23 protein-coding genes, 1 tRNA gene and 1 pseudogene are annotated in these 26,051 nt (G+C 43.7%); 24 read left to right on the forward strand and 1 reads right to left on the reverse strand.

Features of this window, described 5'->3' with window-relative positions; genetic code table 11:
* Positions 1–4 precede the first annotated feature (4 nt).
* The 14 genes and pseudogenes from HNR44_RS04325 (at position 5) to steA (ending at position 14,387) form a co-directional block, all read left to right on the forward strand.
* Positions 5–418 (forward strand): Asp23/Gls24 family envelope stress response protein, encoded by a 414-nt coding sequence (locus tag HNR44_RS04325; protein ID WP_184402869.1) that lies wholly within the window; start codon positions 5–7, stop codon positions 416–418.
* Between the two features lie 102 nt (positions 419–520).
* Positions 521–922 carry a transcription antitermination factor NusB gene (gene nusB, locus HNR44_RS04330; RefSeq protein WP_184402870.1) on the forward strand — a complete coding sequence of 134 codons (402 nt, stop codon included), beginning with the start codon at positions 521–523 and terminating at the stop codon, positions 920–922.
* A gap of 7 nt (positions 923–929) precedes the next feature.
* Positions 930–1,790 carry a bifunctional methylenetetrahydrofolate dehydrogenase/methenyltetrahydrofolate cyclohydrolase FolD gene (gene folD, locus HNR44_RS04335; protein ID WP_184402871.1) on the forward strand — a complete coding sequence of 287 codons (861 nt, stop codon included), beginning with the start codon at positions 930–932 and terminating at the stop codon, positions 1,788–1,790.
* Positions 1,780–3,150, forward strand: coding sequence for an exodeoxyribonuclease VII large subunit (xseA, locus tag HNR44_RS04340; RefSeq protein WP_184402872.1), 1,371 nt, complete (start codon positions 1,780–1,782; stop codon positions 3,148–3,150). Before folD ends, xseA begins: the two co-directional genes overlap by 11 nt.
* A complete protein-coding gene (gene xseB, locus HNR44_RS04345; RefSeq protein WP_184402873.1) occupies positions 3,140–3,385 on the forward strand; it encodes an exodeoxyribonuclease VII small subunit in 246 nt (81 codons plus the stop codon). Before xseA ends, xseB begins: the two co-directional genes overlap by 11 nt.
* Positions 3,386–3,387: 2 nt before the next feature.
* Positions 3,388–4,281, forward strand: a complete 894-nt coding sequence (locus HNR44_RS04350; protein ID WP_343069353.1) for a polyprenyl synthetase family protein — start codon at positions 3,388–3,390, stop codon at positions 4,279–4,281.
* Between the two features lie 243 nt (positions 4,282–4,524).
* Positions 4,525–6,414: a 1-deoxy-D-xylulose-5-phosphate synthase gene (dxs, locus tag HNR44_RS04355; RefSeq protein ID WP_184402874.1), complete on the forward strand. Its 1,890-nt coding sequence runs from the start codon at positions 4,525–4,527 to the stop codon at positions 6,412–6,414.
* Positions 6,415–6,417: 3 nt separating this feature from the next.
* Positions 6,418–7,230, forward strand: a complete 813-nt coding sequence (locus HNR44_RS04360) for a TlyA family RNA methyltransferase (RefSeq protein WP_184402875.1) — start codon at positions 6,418–6,420, stop codon at positions 7,228–7,230.
* A gap of 76 nt (positions 7,231–7,306) precedes the next feature.
* On the forward strand, positions 7,307–7,756 hold the full coding sequence (gene ahrC, locus HNR44_RS04365) for a transcriptional regulator AhrC/ArgR (protein ID WP_184403550.1): 450 nt from the start codon (positions 7,307–7,309) through the stop codon (positions 7,754–7,756).
* 317 nt (positions 7,757–8,073) lie between these two features.
* Positions 8,074–9,789: a DNA repair protein RecN gene (recN, locus tag HNR44_RS04370; protein WP_184402876.1), complete on the forward strand. Its 1,716-nt coding sequence runs from the start codon at positions 8,074–8,076 to the stop codon at positions 9,787–9,789.
* Positions 9,790–9,956: 167 nt separating this feature from the next.
* Entirely contained in the window at positions 9,957–11,198 is a 1,242-nt protein-coding gene (gene spoIVB / locus HNR44_RS04375) for a SpoIVB peptidase (RefSeq protein ID WP_184402877.1), read from the forward strand.
* A 113-nt stretch (positions 11,199–11,311) separates the two neighbouring features.
* Positions 11,312–12,198 (forward strand): annotated as a pseudogene (locus HNR44_RS18005) (IS91 family transposase); the annotation flags it as partial.
* A 143-nt stretch (positions 12,199–12,341) separates the two neighbouring features.
* Positions 12,342–13,127: a sporulation transcription factor Spo0A gene (spo0A, locus tag HNR44_RS04390; RefSeq protein WP_184402879.1), complete on the forward strand. Its 786-nt coding sequence runs from the start codon at positions 12,342–12,344 to the stop codon at positions 13,125–13,127.
* A 189-nt stretch (positions 13,128–13,316) separates the two neighbouring features.
* A complete protein-coding gene (gene steA, locus HNR44_RS04395; RefSeq protein WP_184402880.1) occupies positions 13,317–14,387 on the forward strand; it encodes a putative cytokinetic ring protein SteA in 1,071 nt (356 codons plus the stop codon).
* 185 nt (positions 14,388–14,572) lie between these two features.
* Here steA and HNR44_RS04400 read toward each other — a convergent pair whose 3' ends face one another.
* Positions 14,573–14,830: a DUF2627 domain-containing protein gene (locus tag HNR44_RS04400; protein ID WP_184402881.1), complete on the reverse strand. Its 258-nt coding sequence runs from the start codon at positions 14,828–14,830 to the stop codon at positions 14,573–14,575.
* 209 nt (positions 14,831–15,039) lie between these two features.
* On the opposite strand from HNR44_RS04400, the gene HNR44_RS04405 reads away from it, so the two are divergent.
* From HNR44_RS04405 to HNR44_RS04450, 10 genes are all read left to right on the forward strand, one after another.
* A complete protein-coding gene (locus HNR44_RS04405; RefSeq protein WP_184402882.1) occupies positions 15,040–17,121 on the forward strand; it encodes a sigma-54 interaction domain-containing protein in 2,082 nt (693 codons plus the stop codon).
* 434 nt (positions 17,122–17,555) lie between these two features.
* Positions 17,556–18,644, forward strand: a complete 1,089-nt coding sequence (locus HNR44_RS04410) for a Glu/Leu/Phe/Val family dehydrogenase (RefSeq protein ID WP_184402883.1) — start codon at positions 17,556–17,558, stop codon at positions 18,642–18,644.
* 18 nt (positions 18,645–18,662) lie between these two features.
* Entirely contained in the window at positions 18,663–20,087 is a 1,425-nt protein-coding gene (gene lpdA / locus HNR44_RS04415) for a dihydrolipoyl dehydrogenase (RefSeq protein WP_184402884.1), read from the forward strand.
* A gap of 3 nt (positions 20,088–20,090) precedes the next feature.
* Positions 20,091–21,092, forward strand: coding sequence for a thiamine pyrophosphate-dependent enzyme (locus tag HNR44_RS04420; protein ID WP_184402885.1), 1,002 nt, complete (start codon positions 20,091–20,093; stop codon positions 21,090–21,092).
* Positions 21,093–21,108: 16 nt separating this feature from the next.
* Positions 21,109–22,095, forward strand: a complete 987-nt coding sequence (locus HNR44_RS04425; protein ID WP_184402886.1) for an alpha-ketoacid dehydrogenase subunit beta — start codon at positions 21,109–21,111, stop codon at positions 22,093–22,095.
* 12 nt (positions 22,096–22,107) lie between these two features.
* Positions 22,108–23,334, forward strand: a complete 1,227-nt coding sequence (locus tag HNR44_RS04430; RefSeq protein ID WP_184402887.1) for a dihydrolipoamide acetyltransferase family protein — start codon at positions 22,108–22,110, stop codon at positions 23,332–23,334.
* A 298-nt stretch (positions 23,335–23,632) separates the two neighbouring features.
* The gene (locus HNR44_RS04435) at positions 23,633–24,058 is read left to right on the forward strand and encodes a BrxA/BrxB family bacilliredoxin (protein ID WP_343069355.1); all 426 of its coding nucleotides are present in this window, start codon (positions 23,633–23,635) and stop codon (positions 24,056–24,058) included.
* Positions 24,059–24,115: 57 nt separating this feature from the next.
* On the forward strand, positions 24,116–24,475 hold the full coding sequence (locus HNR44_RS04440; protein WP_184402888.1) for a hypothetical protein: 360 nt from the start codon (positions 24,116–24,118) through the stop codon (positions 24,473–24,475).
* An 86-nt stretch (positions 24,476–24,561) separates the two neighbouring features.
* A tRNA-Arg gene (locus tag HNR44_RS04445) sits at positions 24,562–24,636 on the forward strand.
* A 379-nt stretch (positions 24,637–25,015) separates the two neighbouring features.
* Positions 25,016–26,050 (forward strand): aromatic acid exporter family protein, encoded by a 1,035-nt coding sequence (locus HNR44_RS04450; protein WP_184402889.1) that lies wholly within the window; start codon positions 25,016–25,018, stop codon positions 26,048–26,050.
* The last annotated feature ends 1 nt before the right edge of the window (position 26,051 follow it).

Consider the following 26,051-nt stretch of genomic DNA (forward strand, 5'->3'; position numbering starts at 1 on the left):
GACAATGAGTGAGTATCAAATGCTAGATCTTGAAGAGCAAGAAAATGATTTAGGTAAAGTGGAAATATCTCCAGAAGTGATTGAGGTGATCACAGGTATTGCTACTTCTGAAGTGGAAGGTATATCAGCACTTCGAGGGAATTTTGCAACTGGTGTTGCCGAGCGTTTTGGTAAGAAGAATCATGGAAAAGGTGTAAAAGTGGAACTGGGAGAAGATGGTGTTGTTATCGATGTTTCCATCGTTGCCTTTTACGGAGTCTCAGTGCCTGAAGTCGCAAATCAAGTGCAAAGAAATATTCAACAAACATTGGCGACAATGACATCCATTACAATAGATCAAATTAATATTCATGTCGTCGGCATTCACTTTGAGCAGCCGGAAGAACAAGAGCTGCAAGTAGAGCGCTTGTCAGAATAAAAACCACAGCAAGACACGAGGATGTTACGTATCGGATGAGATCCGGAATATCTTCCTCTTATTTGAATCTGAATACAAGAAGAGAAGTAAAGGGATGAAGGCATGAATCGTAGATGGGCAAGAATAAGAGCAGTACAAGCCCTGTATCAGGTAGAAATGACAGATGTAGATTGGGATCAGGCGCTTGCAGCTGCGTTGGACGAAGAAGAAGCAGCAGACGATTACCTTGAGGATGTAATCCCTGGAACGATTGGGGCCCTTTCGGAAATCGACAAGCGTATTGTCAATCATCTTGAAAATTGGTCATTAGAGAGAGTCGGAAACGTTGATCGGGCGGTCATGCGTCTGGCTGTTTATGAGTTGCTATATCAAGATGATATTCCACTGCACGTAACTTTAAATGAAGCCGTCAACACGGCAAAGGCATTTGGCGGTGATGAGGCCGGCAAGTTTGTCAACGGTGTGTTATCAAATGTCTTGAAAGAGCATAAAGAAGGAAAGTAGGCAGAAAATGACAGCGACGTTGATTAACGGAAAACAAATTGCAACACAATTGAGAAGTGAACTGGCAGAACAAGTTACCGAATTGGTGTCCAAAGGCGTTCAACCCTCACTAGCGGTGATATTGGTCGGGGATGATCCAGCTTCTCATAGTTATGTAAGAGGTAAAGAAAAAGCTTGTGAAAAGGCAGGGATTTTATCGATTGTTAAAAGACATCCTTCTTCTTTAAAAGAGGATGAACTCCTTGCCGAAATTGATACTTTAAACGAAGATTCAAGCGTTCATGGTATTCTTGTACAAATGCCGTTACCGGATCATATTTCTGAGAATGCCGTTTTAGAAAGAATAGCCGTAGACAAAGACGTGGATGGATTTCACCCTGTTAATGCCGGCCGTTTAATAACTGGCAAAGACTCGTTTAAACCGTGTACACCCTTAGGGATTATGAAAATGTTGGAATTCAGTGGTGTGGAACCTAAGGGGAAACATGCTGTTGTCGTCGGACGTAGTCACCTCGTTGGCAAGCCTGTAGGTCAACTTCTTTTAAACCAGGACGCCACGGTTACTTATTGTCATTCTAAAACGAATGATCTCGCTTCGATTACGCGGCAGGCAGACATTCTCATAGCAGCGGTGGGCCGTGTTAATATGATTGGTGTTGAACATGTAAAACCCGGAGCAGCAGTTATTGACGTAGGGATTAACCGTCTAGATAACGGCAAACTTTCTGGGGACGTACAATTTGATGAAGTACAAGAGAGGGCAGGCTGGATCACCCCGGTCCCAGGAGGCGTAGGACCGATGACGATTACGATGCTCCTATATAATACGGTAGCAGCGGCGCGGGGGAAGATGTCCAATGAATCCTGAAGAGCGTTATCTTTCCGTCACACAGCTAACAAGGCAAATCAAGGGATTGCTTGACCAGAGCCCCCTATTGAATGATGTATTTTTACGTGGAGAGATTTCGAACTTTAAGCATCATAGCCGGGGTCATATGTATTTCACGATTAAAGATGAAAAGGCGCGAGTGTCGGCCGTTATGTTTGCCGGTAACAATCGCGCCTTACGTTTTCGGCCCGAAAGCGGGATGAAAGTTCTCGTTCGCGGCAATGTTTCCGTCTATGAACCGTATGGCCAATATCAATTATACGTACGTATGATGGAACCTGATGGAATCGGTCAATTATATTTGGCCTATGAACAATTGAAGAAGAAATTAGAGGCAGAAGGGATGTTCCATACATCCAGAAAACAACCACTGCCGAAATTTCCGGAAAATATCGCGGTGGTCACCTCAAGGACTGGCGCGGTCATTCGTGATATTTATACAACGGTGAAAAGAAGGTATCCACAAGCGGCGATTTCACTATACCCTGTAGCCGTTCAGGGGCCGGATGCAGTACCAAGCATTGTGCGTGCCCTCAAGCAAGCAGATGAAGATGGAAGCGATGTTATGATTGCAGGAAGAGGGGGTGGCTCGATTGAAGAGCTTTGGTCTTTTAATGATGAACAAGTGGTGCGAACCGCTGCTTCATTAAAAACCCCGCTCATATCCGCGGTTGGACATGAGACAGATGTGACTTTAATGGACTTCATTGCTGACGTGCGGGCGGCCACCCCTACAGCAGCTGCCGAGATAGCTGTCCCTTCCCTGAGTGAGTGGCAGGAAAAGCTCGACACGCATAAAGCCCGTTTGCAACAGGGGATGCAACAGAATCTAATGAGCCGAAAAGAGAAGCTGTCTTATTTGAGGAACGCCTACGCTTTTCGTTATCCGGAGCAACTAGTCAAGCAAAAAGAGCAGGAACTAGATCGAAATCTCGATCAACTCCATCGCAGTATGCAAACGAGTATGCATTTACGCAGACAACGCTTGAATGAGCAGCGCCGACGCATTTCTTCACTCAAGCCCTCCTACTTGGTTGAACAAAAAAGGCAGACACTTGAAACCAATACGAAGCAGCTGCGAGGAGAATTTCGTCGCTTGCTCACTAATAAATCCAATAACTATGACCAATTGCTCTCTAAGCTTACGATTTTAAATCCATTACAGACGTTGAAGAGGGGCTACACCGTCGCATATCATGGAAACGAATTGCTTAAAATGGCAAATGATGTTGACATTGCTGATGAAATAAAGGTTTATTTTCAGGATGGGTCGATCAAAGGTAAGGTCATTGAAAAAGAAAGCGAAACGTTTGAAGGGGATGGAGAAAATGGCAAATGAACAAGAAACAGAGAATAAGCAAACGTTTGAAGCTGACATGAAAAAACTTGAGCATATTATCAATCAACTTGAAGAGGGCGATGTCCCGTTAGAAAAAGCCATCGATATGTATCAGACGGGCATGCAACTATCCAAGCGCTGCCATGATCAATTACAGCGCGTAGAGAAGCAAATGGATCGTATTGTGAGTGAGACAGGGGAAACGGTTCCTTTGCAAGTTGAAGAAGGTGAATAAGAGTGACAAGAGAAGGAATCAATCAACTGGTTGAAGAGCATGTACCGAAACTCGTGGAGACGATTACTACTCATATAGAGACGCTTACGGCTCCCCAACGCTTGAAAGAAGCAATGCTTTATTCAATCAACGCCGGCGGCAAACGGATTCGACCGCTTTTGCTCATCGCGACTGCTGGTAGCTACGGAAGTGTTACAAATGCTGCTTATAAGCTGGGTGCTGCCGTTGAGATGGTACACACGTATTCACTCATCCATGACGATTTACCAAGCATGGATGATGATGATATAAGGAGGGGGAAGCTGACGAATCATAAAGTGTATGGAGAGGCGATGGCGATTTTAGCCGGAGACGCCCTCTTGACTGAAAGCTTCTCCTTAATTACAGACATTTCCGAGCAGGACTTGGCTCCACGGGATGCGCTATTTTTAAGCAGCCGCCTTTCCGAAGCGAGCGGGGCGTTAGGAATGGTTGGGGGGCAAGTGGATGACTTGGCTGCAGAGAATTGTTCACTTACGCTGGATGAACTTGAATCCATTCATCGCCGCAAAACCGGTGCGTTATTAGCTTTTGCCGTTGAGGCAGGTGGCCTGGTAGGAACTTCACCGAAGGAAGATCTTACGCATTTACGGAAATTTGCTGAAGAAATCGGCGTTGCCTTTCAAATCAAAGATGATATTCTTGATGTCGAAGGAGATGAATCAGCAATTGGTAAGCCGATAGGAAGTGATGTTGATAATAAAAAAAGCACTTACCCGAGTCTGCTTTCTATCACTGAAGCGAAACGTAAATTGCGAAATCATATCGAAGCAGCAGAAAATGCATTAAAATCTCTTTCAGTACCTGCACCAGCTCTTTTTTCAGTCCTTTCTTATATTGAATTAAGGGATCGCTAAAAGTGTTGGCTTCGAAAAAATGTTTTCTTCGCGTGAGGTGATTGCTTACCTAGTGACAAGCAACCCTGGTGGCTGCACCCGATCTACTTGGCTTTGTTTGCCCCCTTTGTGAACAGTCACGTTTGTTGCTACCTTTTGGTAGCATTTTTAGCTTATTGTAAGTAAAATGAAGGGAACACATTTTTTGAGAAGTTATGGGAAACTATAACTTTATAGATTTTAACGAAAGAGGGGGTTTGCCGCATGGATTTAGAAACCATTCAGCATCCCAAGTTCCTAAAAAGTTATTCACATAAACAATTGGACGAGCTTGCAAGTGATATTCGCTCATTTCTCATTTCAAAGCTATCGGTAACCGGTGGTCATTTAGGACCGAATCTCGGAGTTGTTGAGTTGACATTAATGTTGCACAAACTGTATGACAGCCCAAAAGATAAAATGATTTGGGATGTAGGCCACCAAACGTACGTCCATAAGATTTTAACTGGACGAGCCGATCAGTTTGACACGTTAAAACAATTCAAAGGCTTGTGCGGATATGCGAAGATGGATGAAAGTGAACACGACGTTTGGGAAGCCGGACATAGTTCCACATCGTTGTCTTCTGCGATGGGTATGGCTACCGCTAGAGATTTAAAAGGGGAAGACTTCAATGTCATTCCAATCATTGGCGATGGGGCATTAACCGGTGGAATGGCTCTGGAAGCCATGAATCATATTGGCCATGAGCAAACCGATTTGACTGTGATTTTAAATGATAACGAAATGTCTATCGCTCCAAATGTAGGTGCAATGCACAATATGCTTGGGCGCTTACGAACGACAGGCGGCTACCGTCGAACGAAAGAAGATCTTGAATATCTGGTGAAGAAAATCCCGGCGTTTGGCGGAGTTCTCAGTTCAACGGCAGAACGTTTAAAAGACAGCCTCAAGTATATGCTCGTTTCTGGTATGTTTTTCGAGGAAATGGGATTCACGTATCTTGGGCCGATTGATGGGCATGATTTCGACGAATTGCATAGTAATCTGACGTATGCAAAACGAACAAAAGGCCCTGTTTTAATTCATGTAGTTACAAAGAAAGGAAAAGGCTACAAGCCTGCTGAGGATGATGCAAGCGGTGCATGGCACGGCCCAGGTCCTTACAAAATTGAATCCGGTGATATGGTTAAAAAAGCAGGTCCACCCGCTTACAGTGCGGTGTTTAGCAACACCCTATCGAAGATTGCAGAGAAAGATGAGCGTGTTGTCGCCCTGACAGCAGCCATGCCAGGCGGAACCAAACTAGATCAATTTGCGAAGAAATTTCCAAAGCGCATGTACGACGTCGGGATTGCAGAACAACATGCAACGACAATGTCAGCTGGCCTGGCCACTCAAGGGATGAAACCTGTATTTGGTGTTTACTCGACATTTTTACAACGCGGCTATGATCAACTCGTCCACGATGTTTGCCGGCAAAATCTAAACGTCGTTTTTGGTATTGACCGCTCCGGCCTCGTAGGTGGAGATGGCGAGACTCATCAAGGCGTGTTTGACATTGCGTACCTTAGACATTTACCGAACATGAAGATTGCTATCCCTAAAGATGAAAATGAACTACAGCACATGATCAACACAGCCATTGCTAATGATGATGGTCCCATGGCTGTTCGATTTCCACGAGGGAATGGAATTGGGGTGGAGATGGACGAGACGTTAAAAGTTCTCCCTATCGGTGAATGGCCGGTTGAAAAAGAAGGCAGTGATGCCGTCATTCTTGCATTTAGCACGATGCTGCCTATTGCAAAAGAAGCAGCCTCCCAACTACAACAGCGAGGGATATCTGTCCGGGTTGTAAATGCCAATTCTGCGAAACCATTAGATGAAAAACAACTGGATGAAATTGCTAAAGAAAACATCCCTGTCCTTACAATGGAAGAAGCCGTTTTAAAAGGTGGATTTGGCAGTGCTGTTCTTGAACATTTTAACGATCATAACCATATCGGCGTACAAGTAAAACGCATGGGGCTTCCCGATCGTTATATCGAACACGGAAGCCCAGGCCAGTGGTATGAAGAGCTTGGTCTAACGGCTTATGATGCGGCAAAAGCCATTTACGATATGGTGCCAAGCCAAAAGCAAAGGGCATAACTCATGAATAAAAAAGAACGGGTAGATGTCTTACTCGTAGAAAAAGGGTTGTTGTCTACAAGGGAAAAAGCAAGGAGGTCGGTGATGGCCGGCCTCGTTTATACGGATCATGAACGGATTGATAAACCGGGAATGAAAGTGGACAGGCAAACGCCGCTTTATCTCAAAGGTGAAATCAACCCCTTTGTTAGTCGAGGGGGGCTCAAATTACAAAAAGCTTTAGAGGTTTTTCCACTCGTAATGAAAGGCAAAACAGTCCTTGATATTGGAGCATCCACGGGTGGCTTTACCGATTGTGCCCTTCAACATGGTGCGAAACATGTGTATGCTGTTGATGTGGGTTACAATCAATTAGACTGGCGCTTGCGTTCTGACGAACGGGTGCATGTGATGGAGAGGATGAATTTTAGGTATGCGAAGCCTACAGATTTTATCTATGGCATACCTAACATAGCTGTTTGCGATGTTTCGTTTATTTCCTTAACACATATTTTCCCGGGGATATCGGCGATTTTATCTGAGGATGGAGAAGCTTGTGTATTGATTAAGCCTCAGTTTGAAGCTGGTCGTCAAGAGGTCGGGAATAAAGGCATCGTTAAAGATTCTTCTGTTCATCGCCGTGTGATTGAACGGGTGCTGGAAATGAGCATAAACGAATGCTTACAACCTGTGGGTCTTGACGTGTCCCCCATTACTGGTACAGGAGGAAATATCGAGTTCTTGCTTTATTTAACCAAGTCTGAAGTACCCACTATGCTTCGATCTGATGTCATCGATGAAAAAATTGCAGCTGCGAAAGCACTCTTAAAGGATTAACGTTGTTTAATTATGCATATAAGGGTATAATCAAGGTGCACTCAACGTGAAAACTTCCTTTAAGGGAGGCCTTATGATGACAAAAGGACAACGACATGTAAAGATTCGAGAACTGTTAAATGAACAAGATATAGATACGCAAGAGGAACTCGTTTTTCAATTAAGGGAAGCCGGTTTCAATGTCACTCAAGCAACCGTTTCCCGGGATATAAAAGAACTACACCTTGTCAAGGTTCCGATGATTGACGGACGCTATAAATACAGTTTACCAGCCGACAAACGGTTTAACCCTGATGAAAAACTCAAGAAAAACCTTTTTGACAGTTTCGTTAGTATTGATTACACGGATCACTTAATTGTTTTAAAAACATTGCCTGGAAATGCTGATGCAATCGGTTCGTTGATCGATCATTTAAATTGGGAAGAAATTATGGGGACTATATGCGGAGATGATACCATTCTCATTATTTGTAAAGAGATACAACAAGCCCCTGCAGTTACAAATCGCCTGCTAGAGATGCTTTAAGTGTGTGTTCACAAAGGAGGACAAACCACGAAAGCATTCATTTCTACGAAGGAAAAATGAGCTTCTTTTCCAACGAGCCCATATGGTTTGAATACGTGAGGAGATCAGTAGAAGACGATGAAGAGATACGAAAGCTATTTTTCCCGGAGAACCACTTCTTGCATTATCTGTTTTAAGGAAGTTCGCTATGACCGTATACGCTCTTCTCAAATACGTGGCTCGTTTATCCTCCTTATTTGAACATGCTTTTAAGATTACTTCCGATGCTAATGGACCTAGGGTAAATTTGCTCCCCATTAACGAGGTTGGTGTTGTAAATGCTTGAAGAACTTACGATCCGAAATTTTGCGATCATTGAAGAACTAACCGTCCCCTTTACCTCCGGATTAACTGTGCTTACAGGGGAAACAGGAGCGGGGAAATCAATGATTATCGATGCACTTGGATTGTTGGCAGGCGGTCGCGGATCTGCCGACTTTGTCCGTCATGAAAGTAAGAAAGCGGAAATCGAAGGCCTATTTACCGTTCCTGATGATCATTTGGCATCAGAACGGATGGCTGCTTCCGGAATTGATGGTGAAGAAGAGGGGATGATCATTTTACGAAGGGAGATCACCCACAAAGGAAAAAGCATTTGCAGAATAAATGGTCAACTCGTCACTTTGACGACCTTACGATCGATTGGACAAACATTGGTGGATATTCATGGGCAGCACGAACATCAGGAATTATTACAAATGGACAAGCATAGCGGAATGGTCGATACATATGCTGCCTCAACATTATTTTCATTAAAAGCCGATTATGAACATCATTTTGACCAATATATGTCGATTAAAAACGAATTACAACGCTTGCGAAATAGTGATCGGGAAAATATGCAGCGTCTCGACCTCATTCAATATCAATTAGGGGAGATCGAGAATGCTGCTTTACATGATCCTAATGAAGACCGTGAGTTGGAACAGGAACGTTATAAATTAGCGCATGCCGAGAAATTGTATGAACTTCTTCAGTATGCATATACAAATTTATACGATGAAGGAAAAGGCTTAGAATGGCTTAGAAGCTCTGTCAACCATCTAGAGGATGCAGCTATTATTGATCCGGCATTAAAAAACACAAGTGAACAGGTAGCATCCAGTTTTTATACCATTGAAGAATCGTCGTATGCCATTAGAGAACATATCGATCAATTGGATTTTGATTCTGGACGTTTAGAGCATGTAGAAAGCCGCCTGTCAGAGATTGAACAGTTGAAGCGAAAATATGGGTCATCGATCTCAGAAATTCTTAATTTCGCTGAGGATATATCACAAGAGCAGGAAACCCTTTTGCATAGAGACGAGAACATCCGGCAATATGAGTTACGGCTGGATGAAATGGCTGGACACCTATTCAAGGCAGCTGATACTTTAACCGCCGAGAGAAAGAAGGCAGCCGAAGCCCTCGCGATTGATGTGGAACAAGAATTGGCTGATCTTTTTATGGAGAAAACACGATTTTCTGTTCGATTTCAAGCACACAGTCAAGGAGAACGTGTAATTGTGAATGATGAAGAGCGGACGCTCACAAGGGAAGGGCAAGAACGTTTGGAGTTTTATATGTCACCGAATATGGGCGAACCGGAAAAGGCACTTGCCAAAATTGCTTCAGGCGGTGAAATTTCCCGGATTATGCTTGCCTTAAAGCGCATATTGTCGAACGCCTCCGACCGGACGGCGTTAATATTCGATGAAGTTGATACAGGGGTTAGCGGTCGTGTGGCACAAGCAATCGGAGAAAAGATCTTTGCGATTGCAAAAGAAGCACAAGTTCTTTGTATTTCTCATTTACCTCAAGTCGCTGCGTTGGCGTCTACCCATATGCATATTGCTAAGCATGAAGAAAGAGAACGCGTCCAAACAACCGTTACGACTTTACAGGAAAATGACCGTGTAGATGAACTTGCACGGATGCTTTCCGGTGCAGCGGTTACGGCGAAAACGCGGGAAAATGCACGGGAGCTTTTAGAATTTGCAACCGTTAGGTGACTCTCCAGAACCTGTCAGTATATCAGTAAAATATCCAGAAAATCTAAAAGCCGACCATTTCAGGTCGGTTTTTTTGTTTACGACAAGTTATAATCAAGCTTCACCAAGGCAACATTATAAGTACGTACTTGATGATGTGCGGGCGGGAGTGAGGAGTGTGAGCGAGGGTGAAGTCAAGTAAGATAAGAAAGACGATTGGTGTCATTTTACTCATCGGTCTTGTTAGCTTATGTTTTTTTAAACCAGTGCAGTCTTGGATACAGTTGCCAGATCAATTAACGATGATGCCGGGTGAGGCGACATCCGCCTTGGAAGACTTAGAAGATCAACTTCCTTATTTTTTTTCGATCGAGGATGAAGAAAATAGTGATGTAATACAAGTAACGGCGGGCTCCAAGCCAATTAAGCATATAGAGAAAGAAAAAGTCCCGAAGGTTGAAGTTATACCAGGCGGCCAGTCCGTAGGGGTACGTTTAAGTTCCAAAGGGGTCATGGTCGTAGGTTTCCATCTTCTTAATACCGAACAAGGACAGAAATCTCCGGCTGAAGCAGCAGGGATCCAAAAAGGAGATATTATTGTAAAGATTGATCAACAGCCAGTGGAAGATATGACGGGAGTTACCTCTATCTTAAAGTCTCCAGTTCAAGACAAAGAAATGCAAATTGAACTTATCCGTAATGGAGAAAAAATCGTGAAAAACGTACAACCTAGTGTTACCGCCTCTGAAAATTCAAGGCAATTAGGGATGTACATTCGCGACTCAGCAGCCGGGGTGGGGACAATGACATTCTTTGAACCAACCAGCGGCTCCTATGGGGCTTTGGGGCATGCCATATCTGATGTTGATACAAAACGTCCAGTAACGATTCATGAAGGTGAAATCTTACGCTCCGCTGTCAAATCGATTGAAAGAGGAGGGAAGGGGATGCCTGGTGAAAAACAGGCTTCATTATTAAATCACCAGGATGTTCTCGGTACAATTACGAAAAATAACACATTTGGGATTTATGGGAAATTAAATCAAGGGCACGATTTGATGAACGAAGGACAAGAACCAATGCCCATCGCATATGCGGAAGAAGTCGAAGAAGGACCCGCAAAAATCTTAACAGTAGTAGAAAACGAAGAGGTTGAAGAATTTGATGTTGAGGTTATTCGATCTTCTCCCCAAAAACATGCAGCAACCAAAGGAATGGTGATTAAAGTCACTGATGAACGATTGCTTGAAAAAACGGGGGGGATCATTCAAGGAATGAGTGGAAGCCCGATTATTCAGGACGACAAAATCATTGGAGCCGTTACACATGTCTTTGTGAATGATGCCTCCGCAGGATATGGCTCACATATTGAATGGATGCTCGAGGAAGCGGGAGTGGATACGATGAGAGAGGAAAGAAAGGCAAGTTAATATGCTGCCTTTCTTTTTTTAATAGGAGAAAGTATACATTTTGGATTCTTCTATGCCGAGGAGTGTGTTAGGGTCGAGATATGAACCCAATATTCTTCGACGTATAATCACGTATAATCTTTGATTACCATCACATGGGGGACAATTTGTCGAAAAACATGGGGGTCGCATCCGTTCCTTTGTCTATAAAAAGTGGGAAAATTCGGCATTAAAGAAATCCTAAGAACGGATTTAAGGTCTTTGTATCCGAAGGATGCCACAAGACCCGAAAAGTTCCCTATAGCTTTAAAGGTCGATTTTGTACGACCTGTTCGGTCGGAGAGAGCGAGGAATGGAGTCGTCTGCTTATGGAAGATGTGTTCCAGGTGAACCATCGTCATGTGATTCTGACCATCGATGAGGGCCTGCGTGCGAGACGTGTTTCTTCTCCACCAGAATGATTGAAAACGTTGATGGATAAGGTGCACGGCTGATTAAAGAATACTTCGAGAAGAAAGGCAAAGTGACCCCGGGGAACATTGTAGGGCTACATACATTTGGTTCGCAAGTCAATTTCAAGCCCCATTCACATGCTGATGACGATGGGCGGGATGACGAAGAAGGGGGAATGGAAATCGCATGATTTTATCCATTTCAGGATGCTTCGCAAACAATGGCAAACCGTCGTTTTGAAACTCATTCGCAAGCATTTGTAAGCAAGCCCGTCTTCAAAAGGCGTTCTTTTAAAATGGGGAAGGCTTCTATATCTATGCCCCTAAACAGAAAGTGTAAGACCAACTCCGATATATGGGCCGTTATATGCGTCGACCCGCCATCGGCATCAATCGATCGAGGCTTATGACGGAAAAATGGTCACGTTTAAATATCACGATAAAGGGATGGAAAAGAGAAGCATGAAACCATTTCCGTTGAGGCTTTTATCATGCGGCTGATCCGGCACATTCCGGATAAATGTTCTTCAACATCCTTTTATAAAGATTTTTCGACAAAAAGAAGGAAAATGGATCGTAATAAGTAGAATGATGACAAATCTTCATGGATAATAAATTAAATTTAGTTATTTGGTTGATTTTATTCTCAATTCATGGATAATCACAGATATAGTTGCCATAAGCCATGACGAAACAAGAGGAGGCATATCTTTTGAAACCTACTAAAGTATGTATTGCAGATGATAACCGTGAACTTGTACAAATGGTGAAAGAATATGTATCAGCCCAAGAGGATTTAGATGTAACTGGTGTTAGCTATAATGGCAAAGATTGTTTACAACTTGTTGAAGAAACAAAACCTGATGTACTTATTTTGGATATTATTATGCCCTATTTAGATGGACTAGCTGTATTAGAAAGATTACAAAAGAGCGAACATATGCCAAAAGTGTTAATGTTAACAGCATTTGGCCAAGAAGATGTAACGAAGAAAGCTGTAAATCTTGGTGCTTCTTATTACGTTCTAAAACCATTTGATATGGAGGTGCTCATGGATACGGTACGGGAACTTGCCGGACAGCCTGCACCACATATAACGGTATCAAGCTCTAATAAAGAAAGCGGTAGTGGAAAAGAACAAGGTGTCAATCTAGATCAGCGAATTACGAGCATTATCCATGAGATTGGTGTTCCGGCACATATTAAAGGGTATATGTACATGCGGGAGGCAATCACGATGGTATACAATAACATTGAATTGCTCGGTTCGATCACGAAAGAGTTGTACCCGGATATTGCCAAAAAATTTAACACAACCGCGAGTCGTGTTGAGAGAGCGATCCGACACGCCATTGAAGTAGCCTGGAGCCGGGGGAATATCGACTCCATATCCCATTACTTTGGATATACCGTCAGCATGTCGAAAGCGAAACCAACCAATAGCGAATTCATCGCGATGGTGGCTGATAAGTTACGGATTGAACATAAAGTGAGTTAAGTGTAAATTCGATGTATAATTACAAAAATGGCAAAAATTTTGGCGCAGCTCTGTCGACAGGGCTGCGTTTTTTTGAAAGATATTCTCGTTTTCTGGACATACTAAGAGGTAAAAGGGATTGTTGGGCTAGACGGCTCTTTTTGTCTTTCTTTTTAAAACATAACCTATGGTATGAAAGGAGCAAGAAATATGCGTATTGGGGCAATCACTGGTACTCTTCACCATTTAAAACATGAATGGCGTGCATCGAATAAAGGGAAGGTTATCGTCGCCAACCAGGAGGATTTATCTGAAAATTATCTGGAACAAATGTTGCGCCGGGGCGTTAAAGCGGTGGTGAACGGTCAAACATCCATGACCGGTCATTTTGATCACCGGGGGGTCCAGCGTTTATTGGAAGCTGGTATTCCTGTATTTGATGTAAAGTCAAGCAATGGTTTGATGAACCTTCATCAGGGACGGAAAGCGCGTATCACAAATCACACTCTTTATATGAGAGACGCCTATGGTGTATGGAAGCCTGCTGCTTCTCTAACCGGGTATGATCATGAACGTGTGGAACGTTTAAAGCAGCGGGCCGCTTCGCTTAGATCAAACACGTTTAAGGATTTTTACAGAAATTCGACTGACGAAGCTAATAAACAGCTTTCGACTTTTTTAAAATTAATGACGCAAGCAGGAGCTACTGCTATTGGGAACCGGCCTCTCCTTATTGTTGCCCCGACAAGCAATGTTGAACGGGTGCTTTTATATACAAAGCGATATTTTAAACGAATCAAGCCTTTTATTATCGCTGTTGATACTGCATGTCGTAAAGTTTACCGTGCGGGTTTAAAGCCGGATGTTATTCTCGGAGACTTCACATATGTAGATGAACAAGACTTAACATCGGATTCCCTCCTTGTTATTCCTACTACTCCAGAAGAGAAGCATCATGCTTCCGTAACGAAACTGCAGCGATTACAATTATCTTATACGACATGCTCAGGCTTTGGCGGGTTGGAAGAGACTGCAATTTTATACGCTCGTTCTGTCAGCAATGGGACGATTTTCATGTTAGGAAGTGGAACAAACATGGAAGAAGCAATGGGACAGGGGAGGTCGGAAATCGGGGTTCAGGCACTTATGCACTTATGGTTTGGCTCAGAGATTGTTGACGTTAAAGGTGTATCCAAATTCATGGACCCATCCATCAACCCTCATAAACTGGACTGGTTAGCTACACGGCGAACGACATCCGGTGCTGATGGATGGCTGTAAGAGGGTGTTCAAATGAAAAATAACTGCCTGTTTTAAGGAAGGGCGGCCAACACTGAAGTTAGGGTTGAGCTTCTGCTCCTCGAAGAAAACGACTTTTCCTTCAGGGGGCTTACCTTTCCGAAGGGCCGAGCTCGATGCTCTTATTTCTTTTTGTCCACCTTTTTGAATATGTCCATGATGCGTGGTTAACCTTCATCGGTTGCCTGTCCATTTTTCTTTTGAAAACGTGGGGCGACTTTATTATTTTTTCGATCTCGGTGAAAAATAAATCCACCAACGAACGCGAGTCCGGCAATAAACAATATGAATCCACTGGCAAACTGTAAGGCATAATTGGGGAAAGGATCATGTAGGACGGAGAAAAGGACGTCCCTCATCCACTTAATGCCTACCCCTGCCAAAAATACAGGAATCAATAATACAATGAGTGCAACTAGACGCATGCTTCATCCTTCTTTCGGTGCCCCTTGTCACAGGGTATGATCAATCATTATTTTAGCACATTCTTCTCACTCGTCATAATGTTGTACTTGCATCTAACATAAAGATTGGGGATAGTGGTAGGATGGGGATGGAAGTTATATAAGAGTACCGGGGGTTTTGTACTGGAAACAGCGGTTGAGAATGCCAATCATTGAAAGTAGGTGGGAGATTGAAAGAGGCGATTATCGTTGGCGGTGGAAAAGGGGGAACAGCGCTTCTTGAGATGATGATCAGACATGACCATTTGGAAGTTGTCGGTTTGGCTGATCCATATTTACAGGCGGAAGGTATGCGGCTTGCAAGTTGGTATGGTTTACACACGAGTGCTGATGCGTTTACGCTATATGATCAAGTTCGTCCGGATATCGTTTTTGAAGCAACAGGTAACGAATCAGTTTTTGCCCAGCTGCAGAGACATGTTCGTGTACAAACCGCAGTGATACCGGCGCACGTCTGTAATCTGCTATACAATCTTCTCATTGGAAAAGATGAACTCATTGAAAAGCTCAGCCACCAGGAACGCTTACACCGAACGATTTTACAATCTACACACGATGGCATGATTGCCATTGACAAAGATGAAAAAGTATTATTATTTAATCGTGCGGCTATGCGCATGACCGGTATTGATGGTGAAGAAGTAGCAGGCGAAAAGATTCAGGATGTGATGCCAAGCAGTAAACTTCCCCGGATCCTAAAAACGACAAATGTTGAGTATAACCAAAAACAAACGTTCGAGAACGGTCGCCAAATTGTTACGACGCGTATTCCACTCTGGATTGATGGGAAGTGTATCGGTGCATTAGCTGTGTTTCAGGATGTCACCGATATGATAGAAATGACAACCGAGGTTACGAATTTAAAAAGCGTACAGCAAATGCTTCAGGCCATTATCCATTCCTCTGACGAAGCAATTTCCGTAGTGAATGAAGAGGGAAAGGGGTTAATGATTAATCCTGCGTACACACGTCTGACAGGCTTAGAGGAACAGGAAGTGATCGGAAAGCCGGCAACAGAGGATATTTACGAGGGAGAAAGCATGCATATGCGTGCGATAAAAACTCGCCAACCTGTTCGCGGGACGCATATGAAAGTAGGGGCTCATAAAAAAGATGTCATCGTAAACGTAGCTCCTATTCTGGTAAACGGGGAACTCAAAGGGAGCGTCGGTGTTTTACATGACGTATCTGAGATTCGGACGCTCACAAAGGAGTTGGAAAGGGCAAAGCGGCGCATTCGGACGTTAGAGGCAAAGTATACGTTTGAGGATATTATCGGACAGTCGCCCGCGCTTACATTCGCAAAGGATCAAGCGCGTAACAGTGCGCAAACTCCGGTAGATGTTCTTCTTCACGGGGAATCCGGGACTGGGAAAGAGTTATTTGCGCACGCGATACATAATGAAAGTAACCGAAGGTATGAACCATTTATACGAGTGAATTGTGCGGCGCTCACACCTTCGCTTTTGGAAAGTGAACTGTTTGGATATGAAGATGGCGCATTTACAGGAGCAAAACGTGGAGGGAAGCGGGGTCTGTTTGAAGAAGCAGATGGCGGGAGCATCTTTTTAGATGAAATCGGCGAAGTCCCAAAAGAAACCCAAGTCAAGCTGTTACGGATCCTTCAGGAAAAAGAGATTACGCGTGTAGGTGGGGCGAAAGCGATCACCATAAACGTACGTATTATCGCTGCAACAAATGTTGATTTGGAAAGCGCGATGCAAGATGGGCACTTTCGTGAAGATTTATTCTACCGGTTGAATAAAATGCCGATTTTCATCCCTTCTTTACGGGAGCGACAGGAAGATATTCCAGAGCTTTGTGACTATTTACTACATAAGATTAACCAGGAATATGGGCGTTCAGTCACAATTATTTCTGAGCATGCATTACAGCTTCTCTTGCGTTATCACTGGCCTGGCAATGTTCGTGAGCTTGAAAATATTCTCGGACGAGCGGTCATTCATATGAGTTACGGGGCAAAAGAGCTGAAAGCCAGTCATTTGCCGCCCCTGTCCATACACAATGCAAGCGATAAACGTTCACCTCTTCATGGAAAGCAATCAGGGACGCTCGCAGAGCGAATGGCTATTTACGAACAACAGGAACTGCTTGCCGCTTTGAAAGAAAATAACGGCAATAAAACGGCAACAGCACGATCGTTAGGCATTTCCGTTCGGAACTTATATTATAAATTGGAGAAACATGAGGTTGAAAAAGTTGACACGCAAAAAGTTTCACGGTATGAATAGAATTGCAGCAGTGAGCGGTTCCCCCTTAATAGAGGATGTTCAAAAAGTCCGGGAAAACTTCCTCGAAAAAGAACATCATTTTTTCTTCGCGCGAGGAGGATTCGAGGAAGAGGATTCTAAAGCCGTCGAATATCTGAGTCATCTTGCGTGGTAAAGGGGCCAGCGTTATTATTTTCAGTGACACGCTGGCACTAGCGTCTACGACGCATTGCTCCTCGGAAAAGAATCCCCCTTTTCCTTCGTGAGAGGTGAATGCTTTCGTGGTGCAAGCAGGATGCTCGAGACGGCCTTCCTTGTACTTCTCGGCTCTTTTTGTCCTCCTTTTCGAACACACACTTATAAATAGAAGCCAGATCAAACTTTTCATTTGGCATATGTTTTGCATGATTATAGTCATAAAACAGCAACAGAGATAAACTCTTAGGGGGGCAATCATGGAATTATTTGAGCAGATGGCAAAAGAAAATTATGAACAAGTTATCTTTTGCCAGGAAAAGACCGCAGGTCTTAAAGCGATTATAGCGATTCACGACACTACCCTCGGTCCGGCACTGGGCGGAACGAGAATGTGGAATTATGAAAATGAGGAACAAGCGCTCATTGATGTGCTCCGTCTTGCCAAGGGAATGACCTATAAAAACGCTGCAGCCGGCCTTAATCTAGGCGGAGGTAAAGCAGTAATCATAGGTGACTCCCGTCATGATAAAAACGAGGCTATGCTAAGGGCGTTCGGACGTTATATCCAAGGATTAAATGGACGCTATATTACTGCAGAGGACGTCGGGACATCGGAAATGGATATGGATACCATTCATTTGGAGACTGAGTATGTCACCGGCCGCTCTCCTGCTACTGGTGCGGGTGGAAATCCTTCTCCTGTCACAGCTTACGGCGTATACGTCGGGATGAAGGCGACGGCTAAAGAAGCGTTTGGATCTGACTCATTAGCAGGTAAAACCATTGTGGTTCAAGGGGTAGGAAACGTTGCTTATCACCTCTGTGAATTTTTATATAAAGAAGGGGCAAAGCTTGTAGTTACTGATATACACAAACCATTGGTAGACCGGGTGGTTGATGCATTTGAGGCTAAGGCCGTTGAACCTGATGCGATTTACGATGTGGAATGTGATATTTTTGCCCCATGTGCCCTGGGCGCGACCATTAACGATGAAACGATTGATCGTATTCAGGCACCTGTGATCGCTGGTGCCGCCAATAATCAACTTAAAAATCCATACCACGGGGATTTACTCCATAATAAGGGGATCCTCTATGCTCCGGATTATGTGATCAATGCAGGCGGTGTCATTAATGTTGCTGATGAGTTGCAAGGATACAATCAAAAACGTGCGATGAAGAGTGTTGAAAATGTGTTTGAACAAATGACGAAAGTTTATGAGATCGCACGAAGAGACGAAATCCCGTCCTACCAGGCCGCCAACCGCTTAGCTGAAGAGAGAATTGCAAGTGTAAAAGCGGCACGAAAACCTTATGTGAGAAATACCAAAAACGTTTTAGGATAAAAGAAAGGAGGGACGGTTATGCCGGAGGAATATGACCTCGTCGTAATCGGTGCTGGAACCGGTGGATATGTGGCAGCTATTCGTGCAGCGCAACTCGGGAACCAGGTCGCGCTTATTGAGAAAGGAGAGGTGGGCGGCACTTGTCTCCATAAAGGATGTATTCCGAGCAAAGCCCTGTTACGCAGTGCCGAAGTCTACAGTGAAGCAAAACGGGCGGAAGAGTTTGGCGTTCATACAGGGAAGCCCCAGCTTGATTTTACAAAGGTACAGTCACGTAAACAGACTATTGTTGATCAGCTGTCTAGCGGTGTCCAACAGTTATTGAAAAAAGAAGGCATTACCATCTATGAAGGTCATGCACGCATCCTGGGCCCTTCGATTTTTTCGCCGAGAGCAGGAAGTATATCGATTGAAAAAAATGATGGCAGTGAAAATGAAGTATTGGTACCTAAACACGTCATCATTGCCAGCGGATCAAAGCCAAGACAATTACCCGGTATCGATTTCTCTCAAGAAAATGTAATGACCTCTGATGATGCCCTTTTTATGGAAAGTTTGCCTGCGTCCATCGTTATCATCGGAGGCGGTGTTATTGGAATCGAATGGGCGTCTATGCTCGTTGATTTTGATGTCGATGTGACCGTTTTAGAGGCTCAGGATCGCTTACTTTCAGGGGAAGATGAAGCGATTTCCAATGAAATGCGTAAGCAGTTAGAAGCTAGAGGTGTTCAAATCGTTGTAAATGCCGACGTACGAACGGAGGATTTAGACGTTAACAAAGAAGGAATTTCGTTATCAGCAGATGTAGGTGGAAAAACGCAAAACTATCATGCTGATCGTTTGCTCGTCTCAGTCGGCCGTGAAGCGAATATTTCAGATATTGGACTTCAAAACACAGAGATTGAGACCGAGCGTGGAAAGATCGTAACAAATGGCTGGGGGCAAACGAAAGAAGCGCATATATATGCGATCGGTGATGTCGTACGCGGTTTTGAACTTGCTCACGTTGCTTCTCATGAAGGGGTAACAGCGGTTGAACATATGAATGAAATGCAGCCTGCCAAATTGAACGCTCATCCTATGCCAAGGTGTACGTATAGTCATCCTGAAGTTGCCTCTGTAGGGTTGAGTGAGGCGGAAGCAAAAGCGCAGGGATTTGACGTGAAAGTCGGGATCTTTCCGTTACAGGCGATTGGTAAGGCCCTCATTCAAGGAGACAAAGAAGGGTTTTGTAAATTCGTCTCAGATGGAAAGACCAATGATTTGTTAGGTGTTCATATCATTGGGGCGAAAGCGACCGAATTAATCGCTGAAGGTACACTCGCTATGCTGCTTGATGCTGCCGATTGGGAGGTTGCTGAAACCGTACACCCCCATCCGAGTTTATCAGAAGTGTTTAAAGAAGCTGCTCTTCAAGCCGATCAACGTGCCATTCATATCTAGGAGGTGGGCAAAATGAGCGAACCAAAACACGAAGCGCTTGGTTTAGAGCGTGATCAATTACTTTCCATGTTCAAGACGATGCTTACAGCTCGTAAAATTGACGAACGCATGTGGCTGTTAAACCGGGCCGGAAAAATCCCATTTGTTATTTCTTGTCAGGGACAAGAAGCTGCGCAAATAGGTGCTGTCACTGCATTAAATACAGAAGAGGATTATATTCTCCCCTACTATCGGGACTTGGGAATGGTGCTTCATTTCGGAATGACGATCCAAGATTTAATGATGTCCGGGTTTGCCAGATCTGAAGATCCAAATTCAGGAGGAAGGCAAATGCCTGGACATTTTGGCAGTAAAAAGCACCGAATCGTGACAGGTTCATCTCCGGTTACAACTCAAGTTCCTCATGCTGTTGGTTTTGCCCTAGCGGGTAAAATAAAAAGGGAAAATTTTATTTGCTTGACGTCGTTCGGTGAGGGTTCTGCCAACCAGGGGGATTTTCATGAAGCGGCAAATTTCGCTGGGGTACATGATTTACCGGTCATCTTTTTATGTGAAAATAATAAGTACGCGATCTCTGTTCCAGTTGATCGCCAACTTTCCTGTGAACGTGTATCAGATCGTGCGCAAGGATATGGAATGCCGGGAGAAACCGTAGATGGCAATGACCCGCTGGCGGTTTATGAAGTGGTAAAGAAAGCAGCGGAGCGAGCGCGTGAAGGCTCTGGCCCTTCCTTGATTGAGACCGTGTCATACAGGCTCACTGCACATTCCAGTGATGACGATGACAGGTCATATCGCGGGCGTGAAGAAGTAGAAGAAGCAAGGCAAAAAGATGGGATCGTAACATTTGCCAAATATTTAAAAGAACACGATCTTCTTAGCGAAGATGAAGAAAAAGATATGCATAACAGTATACAAAAAGAGATCGATAAGGCTACGGATTTAGCAGAATCCGCAGCTTATGCAGAGGTTGAAACCACATTTAATCACGTCTACGATGCATAAAGGGAGGAGGGTCCCTATGACGACCATTAATTATATTAGCGCTGTGACCCAGGCATTGGAAGAAGAGATGGAACGTGATGAAGGAGTTTTCGTTCTCGGTGAAGATGTTGGGGCAAGAGGCGGCGTATTCCGAGCTACTGAAGGTCTCTATGAACGATTTGGGGAAGAACGCGTCTTGGATACTCCTCTCGCTGAATCAGCGATTGCAGGGGTTGGTATCGGTGCTGCCATGTACGGAATGCGCCCGGTGGCTGAAATGCAATTTGCTGACTTTATTTTTCCTGCTGTGAATCAAATTGTTTCTGAAGCAGCGAAAATTCGTTATCGCTCCAATAATGATTGGGAAGTTCCGCTTACGATCCGTGCGCCATATGGAGGCGGTATCCACGGGGCACTTTATCATTCTCAATCTGTTGAAGCGATGTTTTCAAGTATTCCTGGTTTAAAAGTCGTGATTCCTTCTACTCCTTATGATGTAAAAGGGCTTTTAAAAGCTGCCATCCGTGATAATGATCCGGTTTTATTTTTTGAGCATAAAAAAGCGTATCGTCTGATTAAGGGTGAAGTTCCGGAAGGGGACGATTATACGGTACCGATTGGGAAAGCTGATGTAAAACGGGAAGGGGATGACGTGACGGTCATTACATATGGACTTTGTGTCCATTTTGCCCTTCAGGCGGCTGAAAAACTGCAAGAGGAAGGTATCTCCACTCATATTCTCGACCTCAGGACGATTTATCCAATGGATCGGACGGGCGTCGTTGAGGCTGCTCGCCGGACCGGGAAAGTTCTGCTTGTTACCGAAGATACTAAAGAAGGAAGTGTGCTGAACGAAGCAGCAGCAGCCATCGCCGAAGAGTGTCTATTTGACCTGGATTCACCGATTGAGCGCCTTGCAGCTCCTGACGTACCGGCGATGCCCTATGCACCCCCGCTTGAGAAAACTTTTATGATGAATGAGGACAAAGTTGAAAGTGCCATACGTGAATTGGCTCATTTCTAGGAGGTCGTGTCGATGAATAAGGAGATTACTATGCCTAAACTTGGTGAAAGTGTCACAGAAGGCACGCTCACTCGTTGGCTTGTCAGCCCCGGTGATTTGGTGAATAAATATGAACCCATCGCAGAGGTGGATACGGATAAAGTAAACGCTGAAGTTCCTTCTTCTTATACGGGTACGATGAGTGAGCTGGTTGCCAGTGAAAACGATACCGTTCAGGTCGGGGATCTCATCGCTTATATCGAAACTGATAGTGCTCCAAAAGAAGATGATAAAAGGCAAACATCAGCAAATCATGAAAAACCCCAAGTGGAAAACCAAGAAGATCATTCGTTGAAAAAGCGCTACTCTCCTGCTGTGCTTGCCTTGTCCCAAAAGCACAATATTGATTTAGAGCAAATTTCCGGATCAGGGAGGGGTGGACGCATTACTCGTAAAGATGTTGAAAAAGAAATTGCATCGGCATCGGACCGAAGCACATTGACAGAACTCGGCCAGCAGCTAAAACCGGCGGTCGCTGAAACTGAGAAGAAAGCCCAACCGGAAGATGACATTATCCCTGTCACCGGGGTCCGTAAGGCGATTGCTTCGAATATGAGTAAAAGTAAACAAGAAATACCACATGCTTGGACGATGGTCGAAGTGGATGTTACAAATATTGTCCGCTATCGTGATCAAGTGAAAGATGAATTTCGTGAAAATGAAGGGATTCCATTAACGTTTATGCCATTTTTTATGCAGGCTGTGGCTTCCGGACTTAAGAAATATCCAGAACTTAATGCCACTTGGCAGGGCGATCGTATCGTTCGGAAGAAAGCCATACATCTATCGATGGCGATTGCGACGGAAGAAGCCCTCTACGTCCCAGTGATCCAGCATGCGGATGAAAAGAATTTAAGAGGGATGGCACGGAGTCTGTCTACGCTTGCTGACAAAACCAGAAAAGGTCAACTAAATAGTGATGACATGCAAGGAGGAACCTTTACGTTAAACAACACAGGTTCCTTTGGGTCTGTTCAATCGATGCCGATTATTAATCCTCCCCAAGCAGCGATTTTATCCGTTGAGTCGATTGTGAAGCGCCCAGTCGTTAAAGAAGATGACATGATTGCGATTCGTCACATGGTCAACCTTTGCCTCTCTCTTGATCACCGTGTGCTAGATGGACTGATTTGCGGACGGTTTTTAGCCTATGTCAAAGATCAGCTAGAAAATTTCAATGGAGAACGCTCAGGAATTTAATCATTTCTTCGTATCAAAAATGTAGTAACCCTCTTGCGAAACAATGTATTTGTGTTTTTCGTTTGGAATCGTTACAATATAGGTGCAATCCAACAACATAAAAGAGGATGTAAAAAAGTCCGGGAAAAATTTCCATGAAAAAAATACCCTTTTTACGTGCGAAGGGTTGCTAACGTAGCGACAGTCTTTTCGCCCCGCTTTTAGGAGTGATAAGCTAGTGTTTGAAGCTACATGCTTTCAAATGACCCGGTTCTTTTTGTCCTCCTTTTTGAACACAAACTAGAAAGGAGTAATCTTTGTGGAATTCAATTATTTTATGAATGATGTTGTACAAGCGGCACGTGATGAAATGTCAGAAGCCGGTTATGAACATCTTAGAACTCCGGAAGAAGTAGATAAAACGTTAAAAGATAAAGGAACAACGCTAGTTATGGTTAATTCTGTATGTGGTTGTGCCGGTGGCATTGCACGTCCTGCAGCAGCTTATATGAAAAATTACGAAACGAAACCAGATCGTTTCGTAACAGTTTTCGCCGGACAGGATCGGGAAGCCACCGACCATGCTCGCGAATACTTCCAAGGATATGGACCGTCCTCGCCGTCGTTTGCCCTTATGAAAGACGGAGAGATCAAATCGATGGTTGAACGCCATGAAATTGAAGGACACGAGCCGATTGAAGTCGTTCAAAAACTTGAAGAGGCTTTCGATTCCTATTGTTCTTGAGGCCGCTAACAAGCGGCTTCACGCATTTTTAGAACGTACATAAGAGGTGTAAGAGAAATGAATGAGTTGTATAAACAAGTACAGATTTATTTAAATATGGAAGGTGAAATTGATTTTAAGGAATTTCAACAATACTACAAGAAGGTCATGGACTTTCTTCAAGAACAAGGACATGATTTAGAAGAAGAGCAAATTTGGCAGGGGCTTCTCGTTGTTGAAAGCATTGCCTCCAATTCTGAAAATCGTTATAAGGAAAAGCGAAAAGGACCTGAAGCTAAAAAGTACAAGCGGATGCGCCAACGTGGGAAATTATGGGCACAAAACTTTACGAAACGTTTACAGTCTCTTGGTTACAGTGATGAACAAATCAACGAACACTTCCATGCCATGTTGGAAGAGGAACCTGAACAACAATAAATCAATTTTTCACCGAAAAAATATTGACAGGGCGTCCTGGATCCTCATATAATAGTATTTGTCTGTTAGGAAAATATGGTGTAAGGGCGCCTATGGTGAAATGGATATCACGCGAGATTCCGGTTCTCGTATTTCAGGTTCGAATCCTGATAGGCGCGCCAATGATTTTTAATCACTCTCCAGTTGGAGAGTTTTTTATTTTTATCGTATGTTTACCAATTCCCTTCCTGCTGTGTTGAAGAGGGTGAAGGACCTACAGCCATTGAGCGAGAGGGAATGATGTGTAGTGTTACATTTGATGCCATCTACGAAACCGGCAAAAAATTTTGCGGTAATGGCTGTGTGATTGATGATGTAAGCACAGATCAGTGAGGAAGATGGATGCAAATCGCAATTTCTGAACGAACACGACCGGTAAATAACCTCTAAAGAACTGCGGTGAGCCAGCCGCAGTTCTTTAATATTAAGGGTGATCATCGGTACATGTTATTGCGTGTGATTTGTTAATATAAAAGGAAGATGAGGAAAAGGGGAGGACAAATGTTCTTTGGATATCGAACATTTAAAACGGCAGTAGGAGCAGGGATCTCTTTATTTATTGCACAATGGCTGGAGCTTGATTTTTTTGTATCTGCAGCAATAATTACAGTTCTCTGTATCACTGTTACGAAAAAAGGGTCGGTGAACAAATCCTGGGAACTGTTTCTTGCATCATGTGTGGGTCTTCTTTTTGCGGCCGTTATATTTGAGACGTTAGGATATCATCCATTATCCCTAACGGTGTTTCTATTATTATTTATTCCGGTTTTACAAAAAATCAAAGCGTTGAAGGGGATTATTACCAGTATAGTGATCGTATCCCATTTGTATACAGGAGGCGAGGTCACCGCCGGAGTCCTTTTCAATGAATTTCTTCTAATTGTCATCGGCGTAACAGTTGGATTGATTATGAATGTGTACATGCCGAGCGTTGACGAACATTTATATCAGGATCAGCTCAATCTGGAAGAGAAATTTTCACGAATTTGGAAGGAGTATGCCCGTTACTTACGTGATCAGCGCATTGATTGGGATGGACGTGAGATTACTCAAGCAGGCAATATCATTGATGATGGGAAATCGAAAGCCTTGCGAAGTATTGAAAATCACTTCTTGCGACATGATAACTATTTTTATCGCTATTTTGATGTAAGAGAGCGTCAATTTGCAATTATTGAACGGATTTTGCCGTTTGTATCTACATTGGATACAGTAGAAGAGGGAAAGCATATGGCCAATTTTATGGAGGGGCTTAGCAGTGCCGTTCATCCTGGAAACACCGCAAGCTATTATTTAAAGGAATTGTATGAGTTAAAAGAGACTTTTGCTGAGCGTCCGCTCCCGGAAACAAGAGCCGAATTTGAAGCTCGTGCATCTTTGTTTTATATTCTTCATGAATTGGAACAATACTTATTAATTAAAGAAATGTTTAAGCCCGACCATGATCGAACCCTTACTTTAAAAAGGAAAAAAAGAGCGTATATACGTAAGAGAAAAGAGAAAGCTAATGAAAAAGGAAGGCGAGAGGAGGAGTAGC

This window comes from Geomicrobium halophilum (assembly GCF_014207655.1).
GTDB classification, from domain to species: Bacteria; Bacillota; Bacilli; order Bacillales; family Marinococcaceae; genus Geomicrobium; species Geomicrobium halophilum.

Excerpts from the sequence above, each read along its gene's own strand:
- HNR44_RS04325 (WP_184402869.1), top strand. The coding sequence starts at position 5 with ATGAGTGAGTATCAAATGCTAGATCTTGAAGAGCAAGAAAATGATTTA.
- nusB (WP_184402870.1), top strand. The coding sequence starts at position 521 with ATGAATCGTAGATGGGCAAGAATAAGAGCAGTACAAGCCCTGTATCAG.
- folD (WP_184402871.1), top strand. The coding sequence starts at position 930 with ATGACAGCGACGTTGATTAACGGAAAACAAATTGCAACACAATTGAGA.
- xseA (WP_184402872.1), top strand. The coding sequence starts at position 1,780 with ATGAATCCTGAAGAGCGTTATCTTTCCGTCACACAGCTAACAAGGCAA.
- xseB (WP_184402873.1), top strand. The coding sequence starts at position 3,140 with ATGGCAAATGAACAAGAAACAGAGAATAAGCAAACGTTTGAAGCTGAC.
- dxs (WP_184402874.1), top strand. The coding sequence starts at position 4,525 with ATGGATTTAGAAACCATTCAGCATCCCAAGTTCCTAAAAAGTTATTCA.
- HNR44_RS04360 (WP_184402875.1), top strand. The coding sequence starts at position 6,418 with ATGAATAAAAAAGAACGGGTAGATGTCTTACTCGTAGAAAAAGGGTTG.
- ahrC (WP_184403550.1), top strand. The coding sequence starts at position 7,307 with ATGACAAAAGGACAACGACATGTAAAGATTCGAGAACTGTTAAATGAA.
- recN (WP_184402876.1), top strand. The coding sequence starts at position 8,074 with ATGCTTGAAGAACTTACGATCCGAAATTTTGCGATCATTGAAGAACTA.
- steA (WP_184402880.1), top strand. The coding sequence starts at position 13,317 with ATGCGTATTGGGGCAATCACTGGTACTCTTCACCATTTAAAACATGAA.
- HNR44_RS04400 (WP_184402881.1), bottom strand. The coding sequence starts at position 14,830 with ATGCGTCTAGTTGCACTCATTGTATTATTGATTCCTGTATTTTTGGCA.
- HNR44_RS04410 (WP_184402883.1), top strand. The coding sequence starts at position 17,556 with ATGGAATTATTTGAGCAGATGGCAAAAGAAAATTATGAACAAGTTATC.
- lpdA (WP_184402884.1), top strand. The coding sequence starts at position 18,663 with ATGCCGGAGGAATATGACCTCGTCGTAATCGGTGCTGGAACCGGTGGA.
- HNR44_RS04425 (WP_184402886.1), top strand. The coding sequence starts at position 21,109 with ATGACGACCATTAATTATATTAGCGCTGTGACCCAGGCATTGGAAGAA.
- HNR44_RS04430 (WP_184402887.1), top strand. The coding sequence starts at position 22,108 with ATGAATAAGGAGATTACTATGCCTAAACTTGGTGAAAGTGTCACAGAA.
- HNR44_RS04440 (WP_184402888.1), top strand. The coding sequence starts at position 24,116 with ATGAATGAGTTGTATAAACAAGTACAGATTTATTTAAATATGGAAGGT.
- HNR44_RS04450 (WP_184402889.1), top strand. The coding sequence starts at position 25,016 with ATGTTCTTTGGATATCGAACATTTAAAACGGCAGTAGGAGCAGGGATC.